Source organism: Sediminivirga luteola, from assembly GCF_014639315.1.
Classification (GTDB): domain Bacteria; phylum Actinomycetota; class Actinomycetes; order Actinomycetales; family Brevibacteriaceae; genus Sediminivirga; species Sediminivirga luteola.
Window position 1 is genome coordinate 134,563 of record NZ_BMFY01000001.1, and the last position, 21,935, is coordinate 156,497.

The window sequence follows — 21,935 nt, forward strand, 5'->3', positions numbered from 1 at the left end:
CCGGTGGCCGTGCCCGATCGCTCGGGCCGCGCCCGTGAAGAGAAGGATGTCAGAGCCATCAGTACCTCCACCAGCACGGTAAGCGTCGGAATCCACGACATCTCCACCGCCACGGGGCACTATGCGCTGCCCCTGGAGACCCTGGCCGCTCAGCACGGGATCGACCCGCAGAAGTTCCTGGTGGGCATCGGGCAGGAAGCCATGAGCCTGCCCGCCGAGGACGAAGACCCGGTCACGCTGGCGGCTTCCGCGGCCGCGCCGATCCTGGCGCGCCACGGCGCGGAGAACATCCGCACGGTGCTGTTCGCCACCGAGACCGGCGTGGACCAGTCCACCGCCGCCGGCGTGTACGTGCACTCCCTGCTGGGGCTGCCGCGCACCGCCCGTACCGTGGAGCTCAAGCAGGCGTGCTACTCCGGCACCGCGGCGCTGCAGTTCGCCGCGAGCCTGGTCGCCCGGGACCCCTCGCAGCAGGTCCTCGTGATCGCCAGCGACATCGCCCGGTACGCGCTGGACAGCGGCGGGGAGCCTACGCAGGGCGCGGGTGCCGTGGCGATGCTGGTGGCGGCGGATCCGGCCGTGCTGGAACTCGACCCGTTCTCCGGCGTGTACACCCGGGACATCCCCGACTTCTGGCGGCCGAACTACCTGAGCACCGCTCTGGTGGATGGGAAACTGTCGATCCGGGCATATATCGACGCGCTCACCGGCGCCTGGCGGGACTACCGCGAGCACGGTGGCCGGGCGTTCGAGGACCTCGCGACGATCTGCTACCACCAGCCCTTCACCAAGATGGCGGTCAAAGCGCATGTCGCGCTCGCCGAGGTGGCCGGCCAGCCGGTGGAGAAGGACGTAGCCGCTGCTCAGCTGGCAGACACCCTGCATTACAACCGGCTGATCGGCAACAGCTACACCGCCTCCATGTACTACGGCCTGGCCTCGCTACTGGACCATCGCGAGGATCTGGCCGGCCAGGCGGTGGGCCTGGCCAGCTACGGCTCGGGCTCCGTGTCCGAGTTCTTCTCCGGCACGGTCCGGGATGGGTACCGCTCACACGGCCGGGCTGCGGAGACCCGCGCGGGCATCGAGGCCAGGGAGGTCATCGACTATGCCCGCTACCGTGAGCTGCACGAACGCGAGGTGCCCGTGGACGGCGGTGAGCACGAGCTGCCGCGGGTCACGCGGGCGCCGTTCCGCCTGGCGGGGTATTCCGGCCACCGGCGCCTTTACGAGCGCAACGCCTGAGCAGCGGCGCGCCTGGCGAGGTCCATCCAGTGACCCGAGTCGTGTCAGCGGCGCGGCGTACACTTGAGGCATGTCCAAAAGCGCTGCAGAGGTTGAGCAGGCACTTCTCGCCCTTAGTCAGCATGATCGTGCCGCCGTCATCCATCGTGGTCTGCGAAGCCTGGATGGCCAAGACGCGGACGTCGCCCAAGACGAGATCGATGCGGCTTGGCGTGCCGAGCTGCGGCGCCGTATCGACGACGTCGAGAGTGGCGAAGCCGAGCTGCTGGACGTGGACGAATCGCATGCCCAGCTGCGGGCCGAGTTGGCTTCCGGGGCGCCATCCGGCGTGTAGTCGTATCACCTGCTTGCGAGGGCTCGGTTCCAGGCGGAGATCACGATGAGCGTTTTCGTGCCCACCACGTTCTCCTGGCGGCGGATCGTGTTGATCACCGAGTGCAGATGCTCCACGTTGTCGACGGTGAAGCGCGTGAGCACGTCCGGGTCCCCCGCGACGACGAAGTACTCGGAGATCTCCGGGATGAGTGCCGCGATCTGTGCCATCCGGTCGCCGCTGGTCTCGCCGCCAAGCCGGATCTCGGCGAACGCCTCAAGCGTGCGCGTCGAGGCCGGGCTCACCACGGCGACATATCCCTGAATCACGCCATCCTGTTCCAGCCGCGCGATCCGGCGCCCCGTGGCGGCGTTCGACAGGCCGATCGATCGCGCGATCTTGGTCACCGGGGTACGCGCGTCGTGGCGTAGATACTCCACAATGCGCTCGTCCAGTACGTCCATGCGCCCTCCTCAATGAATGTGCGTTCTACGCACATCATCATCTCGTAAGTGTGCTGTTTTTGCGCGTGTGAAGCGATGTATGTGTGACATATGCGTTCATATTGCGCACTGTTCTGGCTTGTTGCCACAGTGATCGGGTCTGGTCCGGGCAGGTCACTGCCCCCGGCAGAGATCCGTGATCGAGCAAGCAAGAAGGACGCACAGTGCATGAAACCGCAGCGTGGCGGGAGTTGAGATGAGCGAGTCCGCGATTCACCGCTACTACGAAACCGTCGACGGCCCCGATCCGATGGCGGTAGTCGACCTCTTCACTCCCGACGCGATCTACCGCCGACCCGGATACCCGCCGATGGTGGGGCACGACGCACTGCGCCGCTTCTATGGCGGGGAACGAGTGATCGTCGAGGGACGGCACACCATCGAACGACTCATCTGCCCCGACCAGACGACGGCAGCGGTCGCCGGGCGCTTCGACGGACGCCTTAACGACGGCCGTGATGTCTCCATCGGCTTCGCGGACTTCTTCACCCTGCGCGACGAGCTGATCGCTGAGCGTGCGACCTACTTCGATGCCCCGGCGGTCTAGCTTCCGGGCGTGATGCGCACCAGCAAGGCCGGTAGCACGTGAGTGAGCCGAGCAGGAGCTGTGGGTTTCCGTGATCGTGCGGGACCTGGAGCCGGGCCGGCTGGGAGGGAGCGGGCATGACCGCGGAGAGGCAGCCCTGGCGGCTTGAACGCAAAATTGCGCAGTTGGGGACACGTCCTCGGCGGAATCGCGCAGGCGGCGCAACCGCCCAGCCGGCTTCGGAGGACGCTGAACGCGCTGTGCGGGTCGCGGCGCGACGATCCGCCGACGGCGACTCGACTTCGACGAGTCGCTTCAGGTTGGCGAGAAACTCCTGGAGATTCAGTCTCGGGAGGCTGGAGAGCTATCCCCGTTCAGAAGTACGTGCGGACGGCGTCGATCACCTCGTATGTGTCCGTGACGACCGGAATCAGTCGCCACTTGTCGAACGTCGTGCAGGGATGGGAGATGCCGAGGCACACGAGGTCGCCGACCTCTAGCGAGACGTCCTCCGGGACGGAGACCATCGCATGCTGATCGTTGACCGCGGTGACCTGAAGACCCTCGGCAGGCCAAGTGCGGCCGTCGCGCCGGATCGCGCAAGGCTGTGGGAGGTCCGCGTCGGTCGAGACATCGCGGCGACCGGCGCCCAGGATCGCGAGACCCGGCTCTGGCCGCGACAGCACCTCGGCCCATACCTCGAGCGCCGGCAGCGGCGCCGGATCGTGCCCGACGAAGGGTGATGTGCGTTCGTAGAGGCCATGGTCATGCGTGAGGTAACAACCGCTGCGCAGCACCACCTCGACTCGGCCGCCGCTCCAGGCTTCGCGGAACCGTGCGACGACGAGGTCGAAGTACGAGCTGCCGCCGAAGGAGACCAGTGCGCCTTGCGCCGACAGCAGCCCGCGGTCCACGAGCTCACTGACGACACTCGCGGACCACTCGAGGAACTCTGCGGCGTTACGTCGGCGCTCGACCAGGTCGGCTCCGGGAACCAGCCCCTCGAATCCGGCGACGCCGACGAGTTCGAGCCCGTCGGCATCGCCAACGGCCCGAGCGACCCGTACACCGTCGTCAATCGAGCGCACACCGCCCCGGCCGCCGGCGTAGCCGAGTTCGACTAACACGGGCTGGGGTCGGAGGCCAGCCGAGTCGTCCCTCGCCCGGTCGGCGAGGACGGAGACCGCCTCGACCGAGTCGACCAGTAGCAGAACGTCCAGGTCCGGGTCGGCCCGCCGACGGGCCGCGAGGTACGCGAGGTCGGCCGGGCCGACGACGGGATTGGCTATCAGGAGCCGCCGCACTCCTGCGGCGATGAAGATCCTCGCCTGCTGGACGTTGGCGACCGTGATGCCCCACGCACCGCCGGCGAGCTGACGCTCGACGAGCGCCGGACTCATCGTGGTCTTCGCGTGCGGCGCGATCAGCACATCGTGTCGTGCGCAGTAGTCCCGCATCAGCTCGAGGTTGCGCTCCAGGGCAGTCGCCCGCAGCGCAACCACTGGTAGATGGAAGTCGCCGTCGAGAAGGTGCCAACCCTGCGCACCGACCTCGGTGAGTGACACGCCAAGGTCGGGGAAGGCTCGGTAGCGCCAGGTGACCGTGTCGTCCGTCATGCGTGCTCCTCATCCTCTCGGCCGCCTATGCACCCACACAATTGCGCCATGATGCGAAGATGGCCCCCAACCAAGAGTTGCAAACTCCTGGTCAGAGACCATTTTTCTCCTGTGCGCGAGGGGGGACTTGAACCCCCACGTCCGCAGACACTGGAACCTAAATCCAGCGCGTCTACCAATTCCGCCACTCGCGCGAGCCGCGACGCGTGCAGAACTGTGTCGCGACAGGCTTCGGCCCCTCAAGAGCCGGCTTCACCGTACCATGTGGCGCAGCCGCGTTTGCTTCGGCAAAAGAGCGCGGTCTGCGCTACCCGGCCCGCCGGTTTTCCGCCAGGCGCGGTCAGTCGCGCAGACCCGCAGGCGCTCAGTCCAGGCCGAGGGTCTTGCGCAGCCGGGCCACGTGGCCGGTCGCCTTGACGTTGTAGAGGGCGTGTTCCACCTTGCCCTCGGCGTCGACCACGACGGTCGAACGGATGACGCCCTGGATCACGCGGCCGTAGTTCTTCTTCTCCCCGAACGCGCCCCAGGCGGTGAGGACCGTCTTCTCCGGATCACCGGCCAGCGGGAAGTTCAGGCCTTCCTTCTCCGCGAAGGCGGCCAGCTTCTCCGGGGTATCGGGGGAGACGCCGATGACCTGCACGCCGGCGGACTGCAGCGCCGGCAGGGAATCCCGGAAGTCACAGGCCTGGGTGGTGCAGCCGGGGGTCATCGCCGCCGGGTAGAAGTAGACGACGACCCGCTGGCCGCGGTAGTCGGAGAGCGTGACGGAGGACCCGTCAGCGGTCGGCAGGGTGAAGTCCGGGGCCTCCTGGCCCACCTGAAGGCGAGTCGCGTCTGACATGGTTCTCCTGATCGCAGTGTTCGCAGGGGCGAGGTGTCTGGGCCCGACTCTACCGCCGGTCACGGACAGTGCGCCGCGGTCTGCGTCACGGCCGCCGCCGCAGCCAGGGGCCGACAGGATAAGCTCGAGACAGTCATGAAGCGTGAAGGCACTAGCGAAGGGCAGTGGTCATGAGCACGACCGTCTACACCTCGGATCTGACCGTCGATGACGCCCCCAAGGAGGCGCTGGTCGAATCCATCCGCCTGCGCGAGCAGCGGATCGCGTCCAACATCGACGAGCTGATCGGCCGGCTGCGTCCCAATGTGCTCGCAGGCCGTGCCGTGGACAAGGCCGCCGGCGCCTTCACCGACGCCCAGGGGCGCCCCGATACCGGGCGCATCGCCGCTGCCGGCGGTGCGGTCCTGGTGGTGGCGGGACTGGTGGTGGCGGGCGTGCTCAGGAAGCGCGGCCGGTGAGCGAAGACCGGCACGGAGACTCCATGAGCGCGACGCTGCCCATCCGGATGCTGCACGACCGCATCCTCGTGCAAGTGGACGAGGACTCCGGGGAGCGCACCTCGAAGGCGGGAATCGTGATTCCCGCGACGGCGCAGGTGGGCAAGCGGCTCGGCTGGGCGGAGGTCGTGGCCGCGGGGCCGCACGTCCGCCAGGCCGTCATCGGCGACCGCGTACTGTTCGACCCGGCCGACCGCGCCGAGGTCGAGTTGCAGGGCAACACCTACATCCTGCTGCGGGAGCGTGATGTCCACGCCATCGCCGAGACCGAGTCCGAAGCCGCCGCCGGGCTGTACCTGTAAGACCCGCCGCTCCGGCCGGGGCTGGCGGCCGTGGACGACAGGGAAACCCACGCCCGTTCCTAAAAACCACTGGCGATCTTCGGTGGGAATCGAGAACTGCCGTGGCTTTGTGGCTTTCCCGGCCCTGGTGCAGACGACCGCGGGCGTCTCGGCCGTCGCGGGCGGCGATGGAGATTTGCGTCGCCGGTAGGACGTGGGTAAAGTACTCATCTGGCATTGCCGCGCACCTCTAGCTCAATTGGCAGAGCAACTGACTCTTAATCAGTGGGTTCCGGGTTCGAGTCCCGGGGGGTGTACGAAAGAAGGCTCCTCACCCGCGCGGTGAGGAGCCTTTCGCCTTGATCCCCGGGTTCGCTCCCGGGAAGGACCTGGGGTTCGTCCCCATGAAAGGAGCAGTGGCCCTCGTGGCCTGCATCATCTCCCGCTGATTCCTCCCGCCCTCACAGCACGGGCGGGCCGGACGCACCGCGATGAGCGCCGGGCGTCCCGGTTCGTCGTGCGCACGGAACGAATCAGTAGGAGATGCCTCATGGATGCACTCACGAACGCCACGCTCGCCAAGTCCTTCGTCAACGCCTCCCGCCGCGATGTCACGCGGATGACGCTGCCCTTCGACCTGGACACCCTCGACTGGGATCGGCTGGAGTACCTCGGCTGGACCGACCCCAAGACGCCGCAGCGCGCCTATGCGGTCGTCCCGGTGGACGGGACCCCGGGCGGGATCCTGCTGCGGGCAGTCCCCTCCACCAGGAACCAGGCCATGTGCAATTGGTGCGAGGACATCACGGACGTCGCCGATGTCCGTATGTTCTCCGCCCGCCGTGCCGGTGCCAGCGGACGGCAGGGCAACTCGGTCGCCACGCTGCTGCACGCCGATTTCCGCTGCCCCGCACTGGTCAGGCGGCTCCCCACCGCAGTGGAGGGAGGGGATCCGGAGGCGTTCATCGGCCGCCGGGTGGAGAACCTGCGGGCCCGAGCGGAGGCCTTTGCCCGCAAGGTGATGGCCTGACGTCCTGCGCCGGGTGTCGCGGCGGCGGGGTGGGTGCGGGCGTCCTAGGATGAGCCCATGTACTCCGCACCGCTGCCGCTGGCCGGCCGGACATCGGACCTGAGCGGCTCGATCATCGACTCCTGCGCTTCCCTGCTGGCCCGCCAGCAGCACGACATCGTGCGGTTCGCGGTGGGTGCGCCCAGTGACGATCTGCTGCCGGTGGACATGCTCGACGAGTGTTACGCCCGGCCCTCTGCCGGGAAGTACGGTTACGGCGCCACGGAGGGCGAGGCGGCGCTCGTCGAGCAGATCCTGGCGCTGTCGGAATCGGCGGGCACGCCGACCTCCGCCGACCGGATCCTGGTGACCACCGGTGGCATGCAGGGCCTGGACCTGGCGTTCCGGTTGTTCGTCGATCCCGGCGACCTCGTGATCGTCGAGGGCCCCACCTACACCAACGGCAGCGTCACGGCGCGCGGCTACGGGGCCCGCCTGATGCAGGTGCCGGTGGACGAGGACGGCATGGTGGTGGATGCGCTACCGGACCTGGTCGCGTCAGCCGGCCAGCCGCCGAAGGTGATCTACACCGTCCCGACGTTCCAGAACCCCTCCGGCGTGACCCTCACCCTGGAGCGCCGGCGACGGCTCCTGGAACTCGCCGAGCAATGGGGCGCCATGATCGTCGACGACGATCCGTACGGCATGCTGCGCTTCACCGGAGAGGAGGTGCCGGGTTTCCTGTCGATCGCGCCGGGACATCCGCTGGTGTTCTCGGTGCGGACGTTCTCCAAGATCATCGCGCCGGGCCTGCGGATCGGATGGGTGGACGCCGATGCGAGGCTGCAGCCGCTGCTGATCAGCGCACGTCAGGCGATGGACACCTGCACCAGCATGCCGACGCAGCGGTTGGTGACGCAGTTCGTCGCCAGCGGCCAGCTGGCCGCGCATCTGAGCCGTACCACGGGCCTGTTCCGGGAGCGGAAGGACGCGATGCGCGCGGCGCTGGAACGCACGTTCGGTGCCGATGCGCGGGTCACGGACCCCGAGGGAGGGTTCTTCCTCTGGCTGACCTTCACCGGCCGGTACGCTCACGCTGATACGGAGGCGATGTTCGAGCCGGCGATCCGCGAAGGCGTCGCGTTCATCCCGGGCCCGGCGTTCTCCATCGACGGTTCGTTCCGGCAGTCCCTGCGGCTCTCCTATGCCACCTCGGGGCCGGAGCGGATCGAGGAGGGCGTTCGGCGGCTGCAGCGTGCCGTGGACCTGGTGGCCGCGCCAGTGTGAGTCCCGGCGGGCTCCGGGCGGTTACGACCTGGCTGTCGCGGGGTGGGCGAGTAGCGTGCCGGACATGGCCATCGCATTCGAGGGCATCGGCATCGCCGACCTCGGAGACGTCGCCGCGACCGCATGATGGCGTGGCGCCCGCGCATGGCGGTACCGTTCGTGTGCATTGCCGGTCCGGTGCCGGACGTGGCCGGCGGACCCTGGGCGCCCCCGGTCCGCGGGTTTGGCGAACTGCGCTCGGGCGGGGTAGGATTGTCGGTGCTGCCTGCGCAGCAGATGGTGGCTATAGCTCAGTTGGTAGAGCACCGCGTTGTGGTCGCGGGGGCCGCGGGTTCAAGTCCCGTTAGCCACCCCGATGAAACAGTCCAGGTCGAACGACCTGGACTGTTTCCGTTTACCGGTTCCCCGCATTCCCGCCCTGCACGCCTCATAGGCCTCGTCCCGGCGTGTAATGAGCGATACTTTCAAGAAGGTGTCTGCGAAAGGGAAGGGGCGCGGATCATGGTGGCGGACCAGGCCGCGCACTTCCTCGAAGCCGGACTCAACGAACGGACGCGAATTCAGTCCACTTTGGACTACCTCGCGGAGAAGCTGGCTGGTTCGGTATACGTCGAGGACACACAGGGGCGCTTGCTCTATACGAGTGCGGAGGCGCCTCCTGACAGCTGGCGCGCGGACTTCACCCCTTTCGCCGCGACCGAGCATCCGCGCCGGGAGAAACTGCTGGCCGAATGGAAATCTTCGGTCGGCCTCTACCGGGCGCGCACCGTGGACCTGAGCCTCAAGGAGTACCGTGTCCTCCTCGCGCTGACGTACCAGGGCGATCTCTTCGCTTTCGTTCACATCGTGTCGTCTATGCCGGAGTTGGTGCCCCTTGCCACTGACCCGCACTCGGTGAAAATCATCGGCGACAAGCTCTACATCGTCATCATGGGTACGATGAATGCGCTACGCCGGAAGTACCTGACTCCCGACGATCCTGCGGAGAAGGTGCGCGCCTGGCCCGAGCATTCCGACGATGCCGAGGCACACTATCAAGCCGCGGTGGTCCACTTCGGGCAGATCAGTTCTTCCGATGTTCAGCAGTCGATCATCGATTACGCCAGTATCGCGGCGTACCACACACTTGAACTGCTGGGGCATCTTCGTGACTCCTGGTCTCATGACCATTGGCAAGAACCGCATATCCTGCCGAACGACGGCAATGTTCTGCGGTGCGCCATCGTCTTCGAACACGTCGGAGCCGGTGCTCCACCAGGCTGGATCGAGAGCCGGTTCCGCAGGGCGCTGGAGGCCGAAAGCTGGCGGGCCACCGTCGGAATCAGCCCACCGTTCACGCATGCCGAGGAAGCGCAGGAGAAGGTCCAGCAGGCAGATGAGATCCGGGGGCTGGCATGGAAGCAGCAGATCGAGGGCCGCGTCTACACTCAACGGGACATCGGCGTTGAAGCCTTTCTTTTCCCGCTGACTCGTTCGGCGGAACTGCGGAAGTATGCCGCTGGCCTGGTCAACACGCTCCGCCGGAAAGACCACACGCTGTTGGAGACACTTCAGGTCTACATCGCGCTGGACTGCAACGCCACCCGTACCGCTGACCACTTTCAGGTCGACCGCCGGACCGTCACCTATCGCCTGGGCAGGATCTCAGAAACGCTTGGAGTCGATCTCGCCGCCTTCGAGACCAAGGTGCTCCTGTACCTGGCACTCAAAGCAACGGAGTCGATGCGTCCCTGAAACGCGCACGAAACATGATTTCTCACCTGGGAATCGTCGAGCGGAAAATCCTGCATGTTCCGTGCATGGAACACACGATCTGTTCTGGATAGCGTTGACGTACTAACGCCGGAATGTTGTCTGCAGCACACTCCTGTGCCGCGACTTGAATCATTCCTCCCGGAACGAAGAGGTCTTATCGATGCTGGGCATCATCCGTGTCCTCACCACAGAGGACGAGTCTGTGCTCCAGGAGCACGGCCGTCTTATGAAGGACGAGTCCTCCGTGGACTCACTGACCAGATGTATTCCGGACCAGCCGTTCGGGATCTACGATGCGGTCACGGAAGCCCAGGCCGTACCGAAGATCGTCGAACTGGCCCGCACCCTCGAAGCTGACGAGCGCATCGACGCGATTTCCATCAACTGCGCAGCGGACCCTGCTCTGGAGGAGACGCGTCAAGCAGTGTCTCTGCCTGTGATCGGCGCCGGCGTCAGCGGCGCCTATGCGGCACGGATGATTTCGAGTTCCGTCGCAGTCCTGGGCATCACTGAAACCGTCCCGGATCAGATGAGAATCGCCCTGGGTCCGGCGCTCCACTCCGTGCGTTTTCACCCGCTTTACCGTAAAGCGACCGATCTGCATGCGGACGGAGCCCGGAAAGCATTGCTGGAATGTGCGCAAGAAGCGGAGGGAGAGGGCGCCACCGCAATACTCTTTGCCTGCACCGGGTTTTCTACGATTCATTTGAAATCGTATTTCGACTCTCACCTGACGATCCCCTCGATTGATCTCGTCCGGGCTCAGGCCATCGCTTACACACTCCTAGCCGTAGAGGGATAGCCATGTCGCAGGAGACAACACAGACAAGCACGACCACGGTTCCGCAGAAGTCGTTCAACTTCACGTTCGTCGTCGTCTCGGCCGGCGTGGCGGTCCTGGGATCGATCATCGGGATCCAGCTCATCACCTCGTTGGGCATCACGCCGAACACATCGATCATCGGTGTACTGATCGCGATCATCATCGCGCGAATCCCGATTCGCTGGTTCCTGCAGTTCCGGAACATCCATAACCAGAACCTGATCCAGACCACGATCTCTGCGGCGACGTTCGGTGCTGCCAATAGCCTGATGATTCCCATCGGCATTCCCTATGTCCTGGGAATGCCCGAGCTGGTGTGGCCGATGCTCTTCGGTGCCGGCTTTGCCCTGGCGGTCGACGTCTTCGTGCTTTACAAGCTCTTCGACTCCAAGCTGTTCGGATCGAACGAAGCGTGGCCCGTCGGTGTCGCCTCCGCCGAAGCGCTGCGAGCTGGGGACCAGGGCGGTAAGAAGGCGAAGTTGCTCGGCTTGGGCATCCTCGGAGGGGCGGCAGGGGCACACTTCGGGGTCTCGATGTCCGCATTCGGGGTCGCCTTCATCGGCAATATCTGGGCGCTCGGCTTCTTCGGGGTGGGCCTCCTGTCGCGGGCATACTCCGACCCTCTGTTCGGCGTCGACCTCGACGCCCTCTACGTGCCGCACGGCATGATGGTCGGTGCCGGTGTGGTCGCCCTCGGTCAGTTCGTCTTCATTCTGATCAAGTCCCGGCGCAAGGCAAAGGTCGAAAAAGCCGCGGAGCCATCACCGCAGGCTTCCCCCGCCGAAGTAAATCCCGGACCGTCGGCTGAAGTGGACCATCAGTACACCCGGAATGACCGGGACATCCGCAACGCCTTCATGGTGGGCGGAGGGCTCTACCTTTCGGGCTCCCTGATGATGGCTCTGATCGGCGGTCTCATCACGGACCTTTCTATCGGGCAGCTGCTGCTCTTCATGGCGTTCGCAGCTGCAGCCACTTTTGCCACGGAGATCATCGTTGGCATCGCGGCGATGCATTCGGGGTGGTTTCCTGCTTTCGCGGTCACTCTCATCATGCTCATCGTCGGAATTCTCCTGGGCTTCCCGCCGGTCGCCCTGGCGTTGCTCACAGGCTACGTGGCCGCGACCGGGCCGGCGTTCGCCGACATGGGGTACGACCTGAAGACCGGCAGGCTCATCCGCGAGGGAATGAGCGTCCAGCAGGAACTCTTCGGTCGCCGCCAGCAGCTCAAGGCCGGCATCATCGGTTTCACGGTCGCTTTCGTCGTCGTCATGCTCGCCCATGACAGCTACTTCTCCCAGGACCTCTTCGCTCCGGTGAACCACGTCTACGCGGCGACCATCGAATCGGGTATCAGCGGCGAGGTCGGCGTACTCCTGCTGCTGTGGGCCATCCCCGGTGCCCTGGTCCAGCTCCTGGGCGGACCGAAGCGCCAGATCGGCGTCATGTTCGCCACCGGTCTCCTGATCCTCAACCCTCTGGCCGGCTGGGCTGTGATCGCGGGGATCACGCTCCGTTTCATCATCCTGCGCCTGCGTGGCGAGGAGTCCCAGAACACGATGTACACGGTCGCGGCGGGCTTCATCGCCGGTGACGCGCTCTACAGCTTCTTCAGTTCACTTTGGAAGGCACGTGCATGACACAACGGAGACTTACCCACGACGACGGCGTCGCGGCCATCTACGGCGGATGCATCCTCGGCGGCGGAGGCGGTGGCCTCATCGCGGAGGGTGAGGCCAAGGTGCGGGATTTGTTCGAACGGTCCGAGGGACCGACTTTGATCAGCCTCGACGAACTGGATGACGACCAGACGGTGGCGTGCGTGGCGCTGGTAGGGGCTCCTTCGGCGCAAGACGCTTTTCTCACCGCTGATCAGATGGTCGAGGCGGTCGAACTGGTCCAGCAGCATGCCGACAGCGGGCTCAGCGCGCTGATGACCAACGAGAACGGCGCGGCGACGACGATCAACGGCTGGTTGCAGGCGGCTGCCCTGGGACTTCCGGTGGTGGACAGCCCTGCGAACGGCCGTGCGCATCCGACCGGGTCGATGGGTGCGCTGAGTCTTCATGCACGGACTGGATACCGCTCGTTGCAAGGCTTCAGCGGCGGCAGTGGCACCAGACGCTTTGCCGGAACGATCGCCGGGACGCTCAGCGAGGCGTCCGATGTGGTTCGTCAGGTTTCGGTCTACGCCGGTGGGCTCGTCAGCGTGTGCCGCAACCCGGTCGAGGTGGCGTACATCCGCCAGCATGCTGCGCTGGGCGGAGTCTCTCAGGCGATTGAGCTGGGCAAAGTCTTCCTCGGCGCCGAGCAGGGTCAGGCGCGGGTCGATGCCGTCGTCGGGCATCTGGGCGCTGAGCGGCTGGCCGAGGGTCCGGTGAGTGAAGTCCAGATCGTGCAACGCGGCGGTTTCGACGTCGGCCTCGTCCGCGTCGACGGCGTTGAGCTGACGTTCTGGAACGAGTACATGACCGCCGAGTGCGGGCAGGAACGTATCGGCACCTTCCCGGAGCTTCTCATGACATTGGATGCGCGCACCGGGGCGCCGGTCGTCACCGCCGAGATCCAGGAACAGCAGCACGTTGTTGTGATCAAAGTTGCCGTGGACCGGCTGCTTTTGGGAAGCACCATGCGTGACGCGTCGCTGCTCGCCGGAATCGAACCCATCGTGAACAAGAAGATCATCGAACACCAGGAGGCTCTGTGGCGCTGAAGGAAGTTCTGGAGGTCGTCGACCTGTTCGACGACGCGAAAGTGAGCGGCGAGCAGGTGGTGCAGTTGCTCGCCGCCTACCCCGGAGTCACGGTCTCGACACAGCGTGTCACTACGGCGAAGGGCGGCACGGATTTCGTCCGTATCGATATCCCCGGAGCGGCGGGAAAGAGCACCGGCGGACAGGCCAGGACTCTCGGCGTGATCGGCCGACTCGGCGGCATCGGCGCGCGGCCGGATCGCATCGGGTTGGTCTCTGACGGCGACGGCGCCGTCGCGGCCGTGGCCACAGCACTCAAGCTGGCGCGGATGCACGAGCGGGGTGACCAGCTCACCGGTGACGTGCTCATCGCGACCCACATCTGTCCCGACGCCCCTACCCTGCCGCATGAGCCGGTGGAGTTCATGGACTCGCCGGTGGACATCGCCACCATGAACGCCCATGAGGTGATCCCGGAGATGGACGCGATCCTCTCCATCGATACCACCAAGGGAAACCGGATAGTGAATCACCGGGGCGTCGCAGTTTCCGCCCCCGTGCTGGGCGGATACATCCTGCGGTTCTCGGAGGATCTCCTGCGGATACTGGAGACCGTCTCAGGGGTGCCGGCGCAGACCCTTCCCATCACCACGCAGGACATCACGCCCTACGGGAACGGGATTCATCACATCAACAGCATCCTGCAGCCCGCCGTCACCGCCCAGGTCCCCGTCGTCGGTGTGGCCATCACGGCGCAGAGCGTGGTCCCGGGCAGCGCAACCGGTGCCAGTCACGAGACGGACATCGCGTTGGCCGCACGATTCGCCATCGAGGTCGCCAAGGAATTCGGCATTGAGCGCGCGGCCTTCATCGACGAGGCGGAGTATGCCTCTCTGGTGGACCTGTACGGCTCGCTGGAACATCTCTACGTCCCGCCGGCCCCGGCATGAGCGCCCTCGGCGTCGTCACGATCGGGCAGGCCCCGAGGGAGGACATCGCCCAGTCCTTCGCGCCTCATTTCGATCGTGCCGGTATAGGGATCGTCCAGGCCGGGGCGCTCGATGGCCTGAGCGAAGACGCGATCAGGTCTACATTGGCCCCTGCCGAAGGTGAGACCACCTACATCACCAGGCTGCTTTCGGGCACCAGTGTCGAACTGGCCAAGAGGCACGTCGTCCCGCTGCTGCAGCAGCGGGTCAACGAGCTGGAGTCTCAGTGCGCAGCCGTCGTGGTCGTATGCACGGGTGATTTCCCGATGCTCACCTCTGGGTTGCCGCTGTTTTTCCCCGACCAGCTCTTGCTTCAGGCAGCGCGTGACCGTCAGCTGGACGGGAGCCTCGGACTGGTCGTGCCGCTCAGCAGGCAGACGGAAGACATCAGCGCCAAATGGGACGAGCTCGGCGTCACCATCCATACCGCCGTGGCGACGCCTTACGGAGAGGCCGATCTGGCGGCTGCGGCGGCCGTGCTGGCCGTCCACCGGCCGGAGCTGATCGTGCTGGATTGCATGGGATACACCGCGGCGCATGGACAGACGGTCCAGGAAGCCAGTGGATGTGAGGTGCTTGTGCCGCAGGAGTTCATTCCGCGGTACGTCGCGCAGAAGCTCGGAGAGGCAGAATGACAACGATGCCCAGCGACCGGACACTTGAGGCGACAGTCCGGAACATCCTCGATCAGAACGTCGCGCTCGAGCCCGGCGACAGGATCCTTGTCCTCAGCGACGATTCCACCTGTGAACTGGCCACGCGATTCACCACTGCGATGCGAACTGTGCACGGGCACGCTGAGATCCACACATTCGCTGATCGGTCACGCTCAGGTGAGGAACCGCCAGAGACCGCGGTGCACACGCTCTTGCAGTTCGATGCGGTGTTCTGCCTCACGCGGCACTCGCTCACCCATACCGCGGCGCGGAGGCAGGCGATCAACGCAGGCAAGCTGTTCATCACCATGCCGGGTATCACAGCGCAGATGCTCACATCGGGCGCCTTGACCGCCGATTACGCCCGGGTGGAGCGGGAAACCCTGGATATGGCGGAGCGGCTGACCCGCGCCGATGAAGTGGTCTTGAGAACCGGGAAGGATTGTGTGCTGCGCATCCCGGTCGCGGGCCGGGCCGGGATTGCCAGTACCGGCGTCTACCGGGGTAAGGCAACCGGAGGGAATCTCCCGAGCGGCGAGGCGTATCTGGCGCCCCTGGAGTATCGCGCCTCCGGCACCCTGCAAGTGAACGGTTCCATTGCCGGGATCGGACTGCTGCGGGAACCAGTGCTGCTGGCCATTGAGGAGGGGCGTCTCCTCTCTGCGTCCGGGAGTGCGGGTGAGCGTCTTCTCGAGCTGCTCGGTGACGGACTCGGCCGGCAGGTCGCCGAGCTCGGGATCGGTACGAACCACAAGGCGCGGATCATCGGTGAGATCCTGGAAGATGAGAAGGCCTATGACACCGTTCATGTCGCCTTCGGCTCCAACGACACATTCGGCGGCACGCTCGCGGCAGGCGTTCACATCGATTGCGTGGTGTCCGGTCCGACGATCGAATGGGTACCGGCGCCGTGAATGACCGGTTCCCGACGCCTCTGGAACGGATGACAGCCTCATCCAGTGCATGCGATTGCGGTGTGCAGAACGGCGGGACTCACGAGCCGGGCGATGACCTGGTGATGCACGAGAGCGCCATGGTCGCAGAACGCTTCGAGAGGTTCCGCGCACCCGAGACGCCGCGCCCCGGCGTGGCATTGCCGCCTGGTAACATCGAGGCGCATTTACGGCTTGAGACTCACCGTATCGAGAAGGGCCTGAGCATCGCCGAGCCTCGTCGCCCATTCGGGCGGTTGGCACAGGAACGCCTCACATTCCTTCTCGCGCTGGCTGCCGAGCTCTCCGGTAAGGGCGATGGTTTGGTGAGCGCAGAAGACCAGGCGCGGGAGGCACTGCGGGCATTGCAGCGGTGGAATAGCGCTGACAGGGGCACGCGCGATCCCGACCTCACCCAGCCAGCTCTGTTGGCGCCCGATGATGGTCCCAGCCGGAAACGGGACGCGCTGACTGAGTTCTTCGCGCAGCGGAGTAGCGTACGGTCGTTTGACCCCGAGAAACCGGTAAGTCCGGAAGCGATCGAGCGCGCAGTCGAAGTGGCCCTGCATTCGCCATCTGTATGCAATCGGGCGGCGGGCCGGGTGCACTTCTACGAGGGGCGGGCGGCTATCGGCCCGCTTCTTGACCTGCAGCAGGGAAACCGAGGGCTGACGGGGATCAGGCATCTGGCCGTCGCGACCGTAGAACTGAGCATGTTCGCCGGTGCGAAGGAACTCACGCAACCGTGGATCGACGGCGGGCTCTTCCTGATGAATCTGGTGTGGGGGTTCCAGTCGCAGGGCATCGGAAGCTGTCTGTTGAATTGGTCTATGCCGGACGCCGCGAGCAGGGAACTCCGGAAGGTCGCCGCGATTCCCGAATCAGAACTCATCGTCTGCATGCTGGCGTTTGGATACGCCCAGGAGGGCACCTACGTCACGCGTTCGGCCAAACCGCCACTGGCTCACGTCATGACGCTGCACTGACACCGGCGCGGCCAGGCCAGGCCCCGGAGCTTCAGACGAGGCGCTCCTGACCCCCATCGTCAGGGGCGCCTCGCTGTGCACGTCACGTCCTAGCGCTACGCCGCCCCCAGCTCCCCGCGCCGCCATTCGGCGAAACGTCGGTCCAGGACGGCGCAGATCCGTGCGTACTTCTCCGGCGAATTCGGCTCGTGGTAGATGGTCGGGAGGCGGTCGTCGGAGAGCGCCACATAGTCGTCCAGGTAGTGCTCCTCGTAGTAGTCGCCGGCGAACGCCCTGCCGGTCTCGGAGAAGCAGTCGTCGCTGAGGGTGTCGTCACAGGTGTCACGGAGGACCTCGGCGCCGGTGAGGGTTCCTGCCCGCAGGCTGTCCGCAAGGCCGGGCTGTGACTCGTGGACCAGTTCGCCGCCCAGGCCCCGTTCGATCGCCCAGGCCAGGAACATCCCGATGTGGGTGCGGCCGGCGTGGGTGTCGAGTTCCTCGGGGAAGTCGCTGCCAGTGTGCCAGGAGGCATCGTCGTAGGTCACTCCGTCGTGACGGCCCATGTGCGCTCACTTCCTCTTCACGGTCGTTTCCGGCTTGCGCGGGATCTTCTCCCTGGTGGGAGACCTCGCCCGCGGTGACTCCCCAAGCTAGAAGCCCGGAGTGTTCACCCGGTCGCGGCACCGTGACAGGCGCATGAACACTTGCCGAACGTGTCCGTCTGTAGGGACAAGCCGCCTGGCGGCAGCCTTTGCCGAGCGGTCGTGAGTGTGGTGGGGCCCACACTCACGTGCTATATTGTGGAACAATCTTGAAGCGAAACGTACCGATTGGGGACTCATGCCGGTGAACACGGACTCTCCTGCTGCGCGTGCCACCTCGGTTGACGGCGCATCGATCAAGGTGGTGGGAGCGGTCAAACAGTACGGATCGATGCGTGCCCTCGACGAGGTCACCCTGTCGGTCCGACCCGGTGAGTTCGTCGCGCTGCTGGGACCGAGCGGCTCGGGGAAGACGACCCTGCTGATGTCACTGGCCGGGTTCGTGCAACTCGACGAGGGAGAGGTCTCCATCGGCGGGGTACCGCAGACGCGCGTACCCACCTACCGGAGAAACCTCGGCATGGTGTTCCAGAAGTACGCGCTGTTTCCTCATCTCACTGTCGAGAAGAACATCGCCTACCCCCTGCGCAACCGCAGATGGGACCGGGAGGATAAGAAGCGGGCGATCGCAGAGGTCCTTGAGCTGACTGATATGACGCATCTCGCCGGCCGGAAGGTCCATCAGCTTTCCGGCGGCCAGCAGCAGCGCGTGGCACTTGCCCGGGCCCTGGTGTACAAACCGCCGGTACTGCTGATGGACGAACCGCTGGGCGCCCTGGACCGGAAGCTGCGAGAACAGGTTCAGCTGGAGATCCGCAGGATCCACCGGGTTCTGGGAACCACCATCATCTTCGTCACGCACGATCAGGGCGAAGCGATGTCCATGGCCGACCGCATTGCCGTTATGAACCACGGCCGGATACTCCAGATGGACGGGCCGGAGGAACTCTACAACGCCCCGAATTCCGAGTTCGTCGCCGCCTTTGTCGGGCAGATGAACTTCTTCCGCCGCGAGTCGGGCCAGGTCCGGGCTGTCGATGCGGAGGCTACCGGTGCGTCGGATCCGGCCGCCGGGGCGCAGAACTTCGGCATTCGCCCCGAACTCATGCGCATTGGAGCCGATGACGCATCCGGCCTCCGTGGGACGGTCTCGGAGACCATTTTCGAAGGCGCGAACCGTCATGTCCTCGTCGATGTCGACGGGGTGGCGCTGCGTGTGCAGGAACCCGCCAGCAATCCGTCCCGGACGATGGGGGACCGCGTCTCCCTGACCTGGGATCGGAGATCCGAAGTCATCTTCCCGTGAACAGTTCCGTGAACCCGCAGCGAAGGAAAAACATCATGCCCCGGACGACAAAACTGACGACGATCCTCGGCGCCTCGGCCGCCGCCACGCTCCTCGCCACAGGATGCGGCTCCGGCGCGGGAGGCGATGCCTCGGCGCAGCTCTATGTGGCGGACGGCGGTGGTGCGTGGGGAGAAGCGCAACGCCAGGCGTTCTTCGAGCCCTTCACCGAAGAGACCGGGATCGAGATCGTGCCGGCCTCGCAAGAATCACAAACAGCCATCTACGCTGCAGCGGAGGCGGGCAATCCCGGCATGGATGTGGTGAACATCGCCGCTTCGATGTTGCCGAACTGGGAGAACGCCGAACTTCTGCAGCCGGTCTCTTCGGATGGCTGGGAGACGGTCGACACCGCGGACTTCGACCCGTTCCCGGTACTCGACCACGCTGTCCCCTCGCTCATCTACGCCACCCAGATCGCCTACCGACCGGACACCACAGGCGGCGACTTGGAAGACTGGTCGGACTTCTTCGACACCGCCGCCTATCCCGGCCAGCGTTCGATGGGAGAGGGCTCGGTGCTGGCGAACGGCGTCTTCGAGATTGCGCTTCTCGCCGACGGCGTCGCACCCGATGATTTGTATCCTATCGATTACGAGCGAGCACTCGCGAAGATGGACGACTTGCGTCCGGACATCCTGACGTTCTGGTCCTCCGGCGCCGAGTCCGCCCAGCTCCTCGCCGATCAGCAGGTCGCCGCGGTGTCGGCATGGAACGGACGCGTGAACGACCTCGCGGCGGATGACGATTCCATCGCATACACATGGAACCAGGCGCTGCTGCATGTCGACTACTGGGCTGTTCCCGAGGGCGCCGACAATGTCGAAGCCGCTCAGCAGTTCATCGAGTTCGCCAGCCGCCCCGATCGCCAGGCGGAGTTCGCCGGCCTCATCACCTATGCGCCGACCAACGCCGCGGCCTATGACGACATCGACGAAGACCGGCAGGCTGCGTTGCCCACCGCGCCCGGTCATGCCGACCAGGTCGTGCCGCAGAGCACCGAGTACTGGGGCGAGGAGTCCCCTGAGGGCGGCCTCTGGTCCGAGGTCGCGATCGGTTACTGGCAGGACTGGATCTCCGGATGAGCCGCTGACCGCTGCTCCTGCTGTATTCCCTCCAGACAGCTCCTGGCGCATGCCGCTGACGGGACCGTGCACCGTCCCGTCAGCGGCATCCGCGGATGAAGGATTCCCATGAGACTTCCGTTCCACGGCTCTGCACGGGCCGCTTCGCGCCGACGCGCCACGCCGGGTGGCGCCAAGCGGGCACCGGTCCTGGCGGCTCTGCTGATTCCGGCTGTCGTGTTCGCCGTCATCGTGTTCCTTCTGCCGCTGGTGAACATGGTGTACGGCGCGCTCTTCGCCGACGGCGGGACGAGCACGTTCTTCGCCGACGCGACGGACCCGGTCTTCGTGCGGGTCCTGTTACGGACAGCAACCATCAGCGCAATCGTGACCGTGGTCTGCCTCGTGCTCGGGTATCCGGTCGCGTACATCGCTTCGCGGCAGGGCAGCGTCGTCGGGATCATCCTGCTCGGACTCGTCTGCCTCCCGTTCTTCACCTCGGCTCTCGTCCGCACCTACGCCTGGACCATCATCCTGGCGGACCGCGGGCCCATCAACTCCTTTCTGATCGGCATCGGCGTCATCGACGATCCCATCCGGCTCGTCTACAACGACATCGGGGTGGTCATCGGCATGTCCCAGGTGCTCCTGCCGATGATGGTCTTCCCGCTATACAACACCATGCGCGGGATCGACAGGTCCTTGCTCCAAGCTTCCCGGAGTCTCGGCAGCAACGCGGTGCAGAGCTGGGCTCGGGTCTACCTGCCGCTGTCCCGCCCGGGCATCCTTGCCGGGTCCACTCTGGTGTTCATCTCAGCGATGGGCTACTACATCACGCCGATGCTCCTCCAGGGCCCGTCTTCGCCGATGTTCGCCCAGCGGATGGACACACTGCTGGGACAGCCGGGGCAACGCGGAACAGTGGCCACCGAGTCCGTGGTGATGCTGCTCATCACCCTTGTGCTCATGGTGCTCTTCCGCAAGCAGCTGGGGCTGACACTCGACGCGTCTGCAGGTGCCCGCCGGAAGCTCAAGCAGAAGGCGGTCACTACAAGACGCGGGGACATGGGACGGTATCTGTCCGATGGCCTGCTCTCCCGATGCGGAACCGCTGTGAGCCGGGTGCTCGAGCCGGTCAGGCTCTGGATCGCCTGGGTGTTGACCCTCACGGCGATCCTGCTGGCCCTGGCGCCGTTCATCATCATCTCGATCCTGGCGTTCAGCCAGGACGCCTATCTCAGGTTCCCGCCGTCCGGTTATTCGACCCAGTGGATCGAGTCGTACTTCTCCTCTCCGCAGTGGCTCGCAGCCACGGAGCTGAGCGTGCGAGTCTCCATCCTCGCCGCGCTCATCGGCACCGCGATCGGTTCGCTGGCGGCGTTCGCCATCGCTCGCGGAGCAGCGGGCCGTTGGTCGCCTATGGCCTATGTTTTCCTGATCGCTCCGCTCGTGGTGCCGCAGATCGTCGTCGCGGTGGCGCTGTTGTTCAGTTTCGTCGAGGTGGATGTCCAGGGCACCGAGACCGCGGTCTTCCTCGCATATGTGCTGCTATGCCTGCCGTATGCCGTCATCGTCATGAACACGGCTTTTCAGGGACTCGACCGCGTCTACGAGAACGCTGCTGCGAGCCTCGGGTCATCACCGTCGCGGGTGGCCTACACGGTTGTGCTGCCACTGGTCGCTCCGGCCCTTATCGCCTCGGTGATGTTCGGTTTCGTGATGGGCTTCAGCGACCTGGTGTTCGCGCAGTTCGTCGGCGGGCCGGGAGCGGAGACGCTCGAACGGCTCATGTTCAGGACGATCAGGGAAGTCGTCAGTCCCCAGGTCGCCGCAGTCGGCTTCCTCTTCTTCGTGGCCATCCTGATCGTCGGGATCGTCGCGGTCATCGTCATGCGCCGGCGTCAGAACGTCGCCGCGTCCCTCTGATACCTACTCATTCCTGGAAGAAAGGACACCCACGCTCGCATGTGGTTCGCACCGGAAGAATACGATGC

Annotated in this window: 22 protein-coding genes and 3 tRNA genes; 20 read left to right on the plus strand and 5 right to left on the minus strand. The window is 65.5% G+C overall.

Annotated elements, in window-relative coordinates:
* Positions 1-9 precede the first annotated feature (9 nt).
* Positions 10-1,245 (plus strand): hydroxymethylglutaryl-CoA synthase, encoded by a 1,236-nt coding sequence (locus IEW13_RS00580; protein ID WP_229744834.1) that lies wholly within the window; start codon positions 10-12, stop codon positions 1,243-1,245.
* 70 nt (positions 1,246-1,315) lie between these two features.
* A complete protein-coding gene (locus tag IEW13_RS00585; protein WP_188548980.1) occupies positions 1,316-1,579 on the plus strand; it encodes an addiction module protein in 264 nt (87 codons plus the stop codon).
* Between the two features lie 5 nt (positions 1,580-1,584).
* On the opposite strand, the gene IEW13_RS00590 is transcribed toward IEW13_RS00585, so the two are convergent.
* Positions 1,585-2,022 (minus strand): Lrp/AsnC family transcriptional regulator, encoded by a 438-nt coding sequence (locus tag IEW13_RS00590; RefSeq protein WP_188548981.1) that lies wholly within the window; start codon positions 2,020-2,022, stop codon positions 1,585-1,587.
* 235 nt (positions 2,023-2,257) lie between these two features.
* On the opposite strand from IEW13_RS00590, the gene IEW13_RS00595 reads away from it, so the two are divergent.
* Positions 2,258-2,608 carry a nuclear transport factor 2 family protein gene (locus IEW13_RS00595; protein WP_188548982.1) on the plus strand — a complete coding sequence of 117 codons (351 nt, stop codon included), beginning with the start codon at positions 2,258-2,260 and terminating at the stop codon, positions 2,606-2,608.
* Between the two features lie 353 nt (positions 2,609-2,961).
* Here the strand turns inward: IEW13_RS00595 and IEW13_RS00600 are convergent, their stop codons facing one another.
* The 3 genes from IEW13_RS00600 to bcp form a co-directional block, all read right to left on the minus strand.
* The gene (locus IEW13_RS00600; protein ID WP_188548983.1) at positions 2,962-4,203 is read right to left on the minus strand and encodes an alanine racemase; all 1,242 of its coding nucleotides are present in this window, start codon (positions 4,201-4,203) and stop codon (positions 2,962-2,964) included.
* A gap of 112 nt (positions 4,204-4,315) precedes the next feature.
* Positions 4,316-4,397: transfer RNA gene (locus IEW13_RS00605), tRNA-Leu, on the minus strand.
* Between the two features lie 170 nt (positions 4,398-4,567).
* Positions 4,568-5,044, minus strand: coding sequence for a thioredoxin-dependent thiol peroxidase (gene bcp, locus IEW13_RS00610; RefSeq protein ID WP_188548984.1), 477 nt, complete (start codon positions 5,042-5,044; stop codon positions 4,568-4,570).
* Positions 5,045-5,214: 170 nt separating this feature from the next.
* Here bcp and IEW13_RS00615 point away from each other — a divergent pair, with 170 nt between their 5' ends.
* The 14 genes from IEW13_RS00615 (at position 5,215) to IEW13_RS00680 (ending at position 16,951) form a co-directional block, all read left to right on the plus strand.
* On the plus strand, positions 5,215-5,502 hold the full coding sequence (locus IEW13_RS00615) for a DUF3618 domain-containing protein (RefSeq protein ID WP_188548985.1): 288 nt from the start codon (positions 5,215-5,217) through the stop codon (positions 5,500-5,502).
* Positions 5,503-5,525: 23 nt separating this feature from the next.
* The gene (locus tag IEW13_RS00620; protein WP_188548986.1) at positions 5,526-5,843 is read left to right on the plus strand and encodes a GroES family chaperonin; all 318 of its coding nucleotides are present in this window, start codon (positions 5,526-5,528) and stop codon (positions 5,841-5,843) included.
* A gap of 223 nt (positions 5,844-6,066) precedes the next feature.
* A tRNA-Lys gene (locus tag IEW13_RS00625) sits at positions 6,067-6,139 on the plus strand.
* 233 nt (positions 6,140-6,372) lie between these two features.
* The gene (locus IEW13_RS00630) at positions 6,373-6,852 is read left to right on the plus strand and encodes an FBP domain-containing protein (protein WP_188548987.1); all 480 of its coding nucleotides are present in this window, start codon (positions 6,373-6,375) and stop codon (positions 6,850-6,852) included.
* Positions 6,853-6,909: 57 nt separating this feature from the next.
* A complete protein-coding gene (locus IEW13_RS00635; protein ID WP_188548988.1) occupies positions 6,910-8,118 on the plus strand; it encodes an aminotransferase-like domain-containing protein in 1,209 nt (402 codons plus the stop codon).
* Between the two features lie 279 nt (positions 8,119-8,397).
* Positions 8,398-8,470, plus strand: a tRNA-His gene (locus tag IEW13_RS00640).
* A 149-nt stretch (positions 8,471-8,619) separates the two neighbouring features.
* Complete coding sequence (locus IEW13_RS00645; protein ID WP_188548989.1) at positions 8,620-9,852, plus strand: PucR family transcriptional regulator; 1,233 nt, start codon at positions 8,620-8,622, stop codon at positions 9,850-9,852.
* Positions 9,853-10,033: 181 nt separating this feature from the next.
* The gene (locus IEW13_RS00650) at positions 10,034-10,675 is read left to right on the plus strand and encodes an aspartate/glutamate racemase family protein (protein WP_188548990.1); all 642 of its coding nucleotides are present in this window, start codon (positions 10,034-10,036) and stop codon (positions 10,673-10,675) included.
* Between the two features lie 2 nt (positions 10,676-10,677).
* Positions 10,678-12,336, plus strand: a complete 1,659-nt coding sequence (locus tag IEW13_RS00655) for an OPT/YSL family transporter (protein ID WP_188548991.1) — start codon at positions 10,678-10,680, stop codon at positions 12,334-12,336.
* Positions 12,333-13,409, plus strand: coding sequence for an S-methyl thiohydantoin desulfurase domain-containing protein (locus tag IEW13_RS00660; protein WP_188548992.1), 1,077 nt, complete (start codon positions 12,333-12,335; stop codon positions 13,407-13,409). Before IEW13_RS00655 ends, IEW13_RS00660 begins: the two co-directional genes overlap by 4 nt.
* Positions 13,400-14,338, plus strand: coding sequence for a DUF1177 domain-containing protein (locus IEW13_RS00665; protein ID WP_188548993.1), 939 nt, complete (start codon positions 13,400-13,402; stop codon positions 14,336-14,338). Before IEW13_RS00660 ends, IEW13_RS00665 begins: the two co-directional genes overlap by 10 nt.
* Positions 14,335-15,012, plus strand: coding sequence for an AroM family protein (locus IEW13_RS00670; RefSeq protein WP_188548994.1), 678 nt, complete (start codon positions 14,335-14,337; stop codon positions 15,010-15,012). The genes IEW13_RS00665 and IEW13_RS00670 overlap by 4 nt, the downstream gene beginning before the upstream one ends.
* Positions 15,013-15,245: 233 nt before the next feature.
* The gene (locus IEW13_RS00675; protein WP_229744835.1) at positions 15,246-15,947 is read left to right on the plus strand and encodes an aminopeptidase; all 702 of its coding nucleotides are present in this window, start codon (positions 15,246-15,248) and stop codon (positions 15,945-15,947) included.
* Positions 15,944-16,951, plus strand: coding sequence for a nitroreductase family protein (locus IEW13_RS00680; protein WP_188548996.1), 1,008 nt, complete (start codon positions 15,944-15,946; stop codon positions 16,949-16,951). Before IEW13_RS00675 ends, IEW13_RS00680 begins: the two co-directional genes overlap by 4 nt.
* Before the next feature lie 95 nt (positions 16,952-17,046).
* On the opposite strand, the gene IEW13_RS00685 is transcribed toward IEW13_RS00680, so the two are convergent.
* The gene (locus IEW13_RS00685) at positions 17,047-17,493 is read right to left on the minus strand and encodes a DUF7832 domain-containing protein (protein ID WP_188548997.1); all 447 of its coding nucleotides are present in this window, start codon (positions 17,491-17,493) and stop codon (positions 17,047-17,049) included.
* A gap of 283 nt (positions 17,494-17,776) precedes the next feature.
* Here IEW13_RS00685 and IEW13_RS00690 point away from each other — a divergent pair, with 283 nt between their 5' ends.
* The 3 genes from IEW13_RS00690 to IEW13_RS00700 all read left to right on the plus strand — a co-directional run bounded on the left by IEW13_RS00690 (position 17,777) and on the right by IEW13_RS00700 (position 21,867).
* Positions 17,777-18,838, plus strand: coding sequence for an ABC transporter ATP-binding protein (locus IEW13_RS00690; protein WP_188548998.1), 1,062 nt, complete (start codon positions 17,777-17,779; stop codon positions 18,836-18,838).
* A gap of 8 nt (positions 18,839-18,846) precedes the next feature.
* Positions 18,847-19,962 carry an ABC transporter substrate-binding protein gene (locus tag IEW13_RS00695; RefSeq protein ID WP_188548999.1) on the plus strand — a complete coding sequence of 372 codons (1,116 nt, stop codon included), beginning with the start codon at positions 18,847-18,849 and terminating at the stop codon, positions 19,960-19,962.
* A gap of 108 nt (positions 19,963-20,070) precedes the next feature.
* Complete coding sequence (locus IEW13_RS00700) at positions 20,071-21,867, plus strand: ABC transporter permease subunit (protein WP_188549000.1); 1,797 nt, start codon at positions 20,071-20,073, stop codon at positions 21,865-21,867.
* Positions 21,868-21,935 lie beyond the last annotated feature (68 nt).

Coding starts and splice junctions, on each gene's coding strand:
- bcp (WP_188548984.1), bottom strand. CDS start 5,044: ATGTCAGACGCGACTCGCCTTCAGGTGGGCCAGGAGGCCCCGGACTTC.
- IEW13_RS00700 (WP_188549000.1), top strand. CDS start 20,071: ATGAGACTTCCGTTCCACGGCTCTGCACGGGCCGCTTCGCGCCGACGC.
- IEW13_RS00650 (WP_188548990.1), top strand. CDS start 10,034: ATGCTGGGCATCATCCGTGTCCTCACCACAGAGGACGAGTCTGTGCTC.
- IEW13_RS00670 (WP_188548994.1), top strand. CDS start 14,335: ATGAGCGCCCTCGGCGTCGTCACGATCGGGCAGGCCCCGAGGGAGGAC.
- IEW13_RS00685 (WP_188548997.1), bottom strand. CDS start 17,493: ATGGGCCGTCACGACGGAGTGACCTACGACGATGCCTCCTGGCACACT.
- IEW13_RS00585 (WP_188548980.1), top strand. CDS start 1,316: ATGTCCAAAAGCGCTGCAGAGGTTGAGCAGGCACTTCTCGCCCTTAGT.
- IEW13_RS00590 (WP_188548981.1), bottom strand. CDS start 2,022: ATGGACGTACTGGACGAGCGCATTGTGGAGTATCTACGCCACGACGCG.
- IEW13_RS00645 (WP_188548989.1), top strand. CDS start 8,620: ATGGTGGCGGACCAGGCCGCGCACTTCCTCGAAGCCGGACTCAACGAA.
- IEW13_RS00600 (WP_188548983.1), bottom strand. CDS start 4,203: ATGACGGACGACACGGTCACCTGGCGCTACCGAGCCTTCCCCGACCTT.
- IEW13_RS00630 (WP_188548987.1), top strand. CDS start 6,373: ATGGATGCACTCACGAACGCCACGCTCGCCAAGTCCTTCGTCAACGCC.
- IEW13_RS00595 (WP_188548982.1), top strand. CDS start 2,258: ATGAGCGAGTCCGCGATTCACCGCTACTACGAAACCGTCGACGGCCCC.
- IEW13_RS00620 (WP_188548986.1), top strand. CDS start 5,526: ATGAGCGCGACGCTGCCCATCCGGATGCTGCACGACCGCATCCTCGTG.
- IEW13_RS00615 (WP_188548985.1), top strand. CDS start 5,215: ATGAGCACGACCGTCTACACCTCGGATCTGACCGTCGATGACGCCCCC.
- IEW13_RS00660 (WP_188548992.1), top strand. CDS start 12,333: ATGACACAACGGAGACTTACCCACGACGACGGCGTCGCGGCCATCTAC.
- IEW13_RS00635 (WP_188548988.1), top strand. CDS start 6,910: ATGTACTCCGCACCGCTGCCGCTGGCCGGCCGGACATCGGACCTGAGC.
- IEW13_RS00655 (WP_188548991.1), top strand. CDS start 10,678: ATGTCGCAGGAGACAACACAGACAAGCACGACCACGGTTCCGCAGAAG.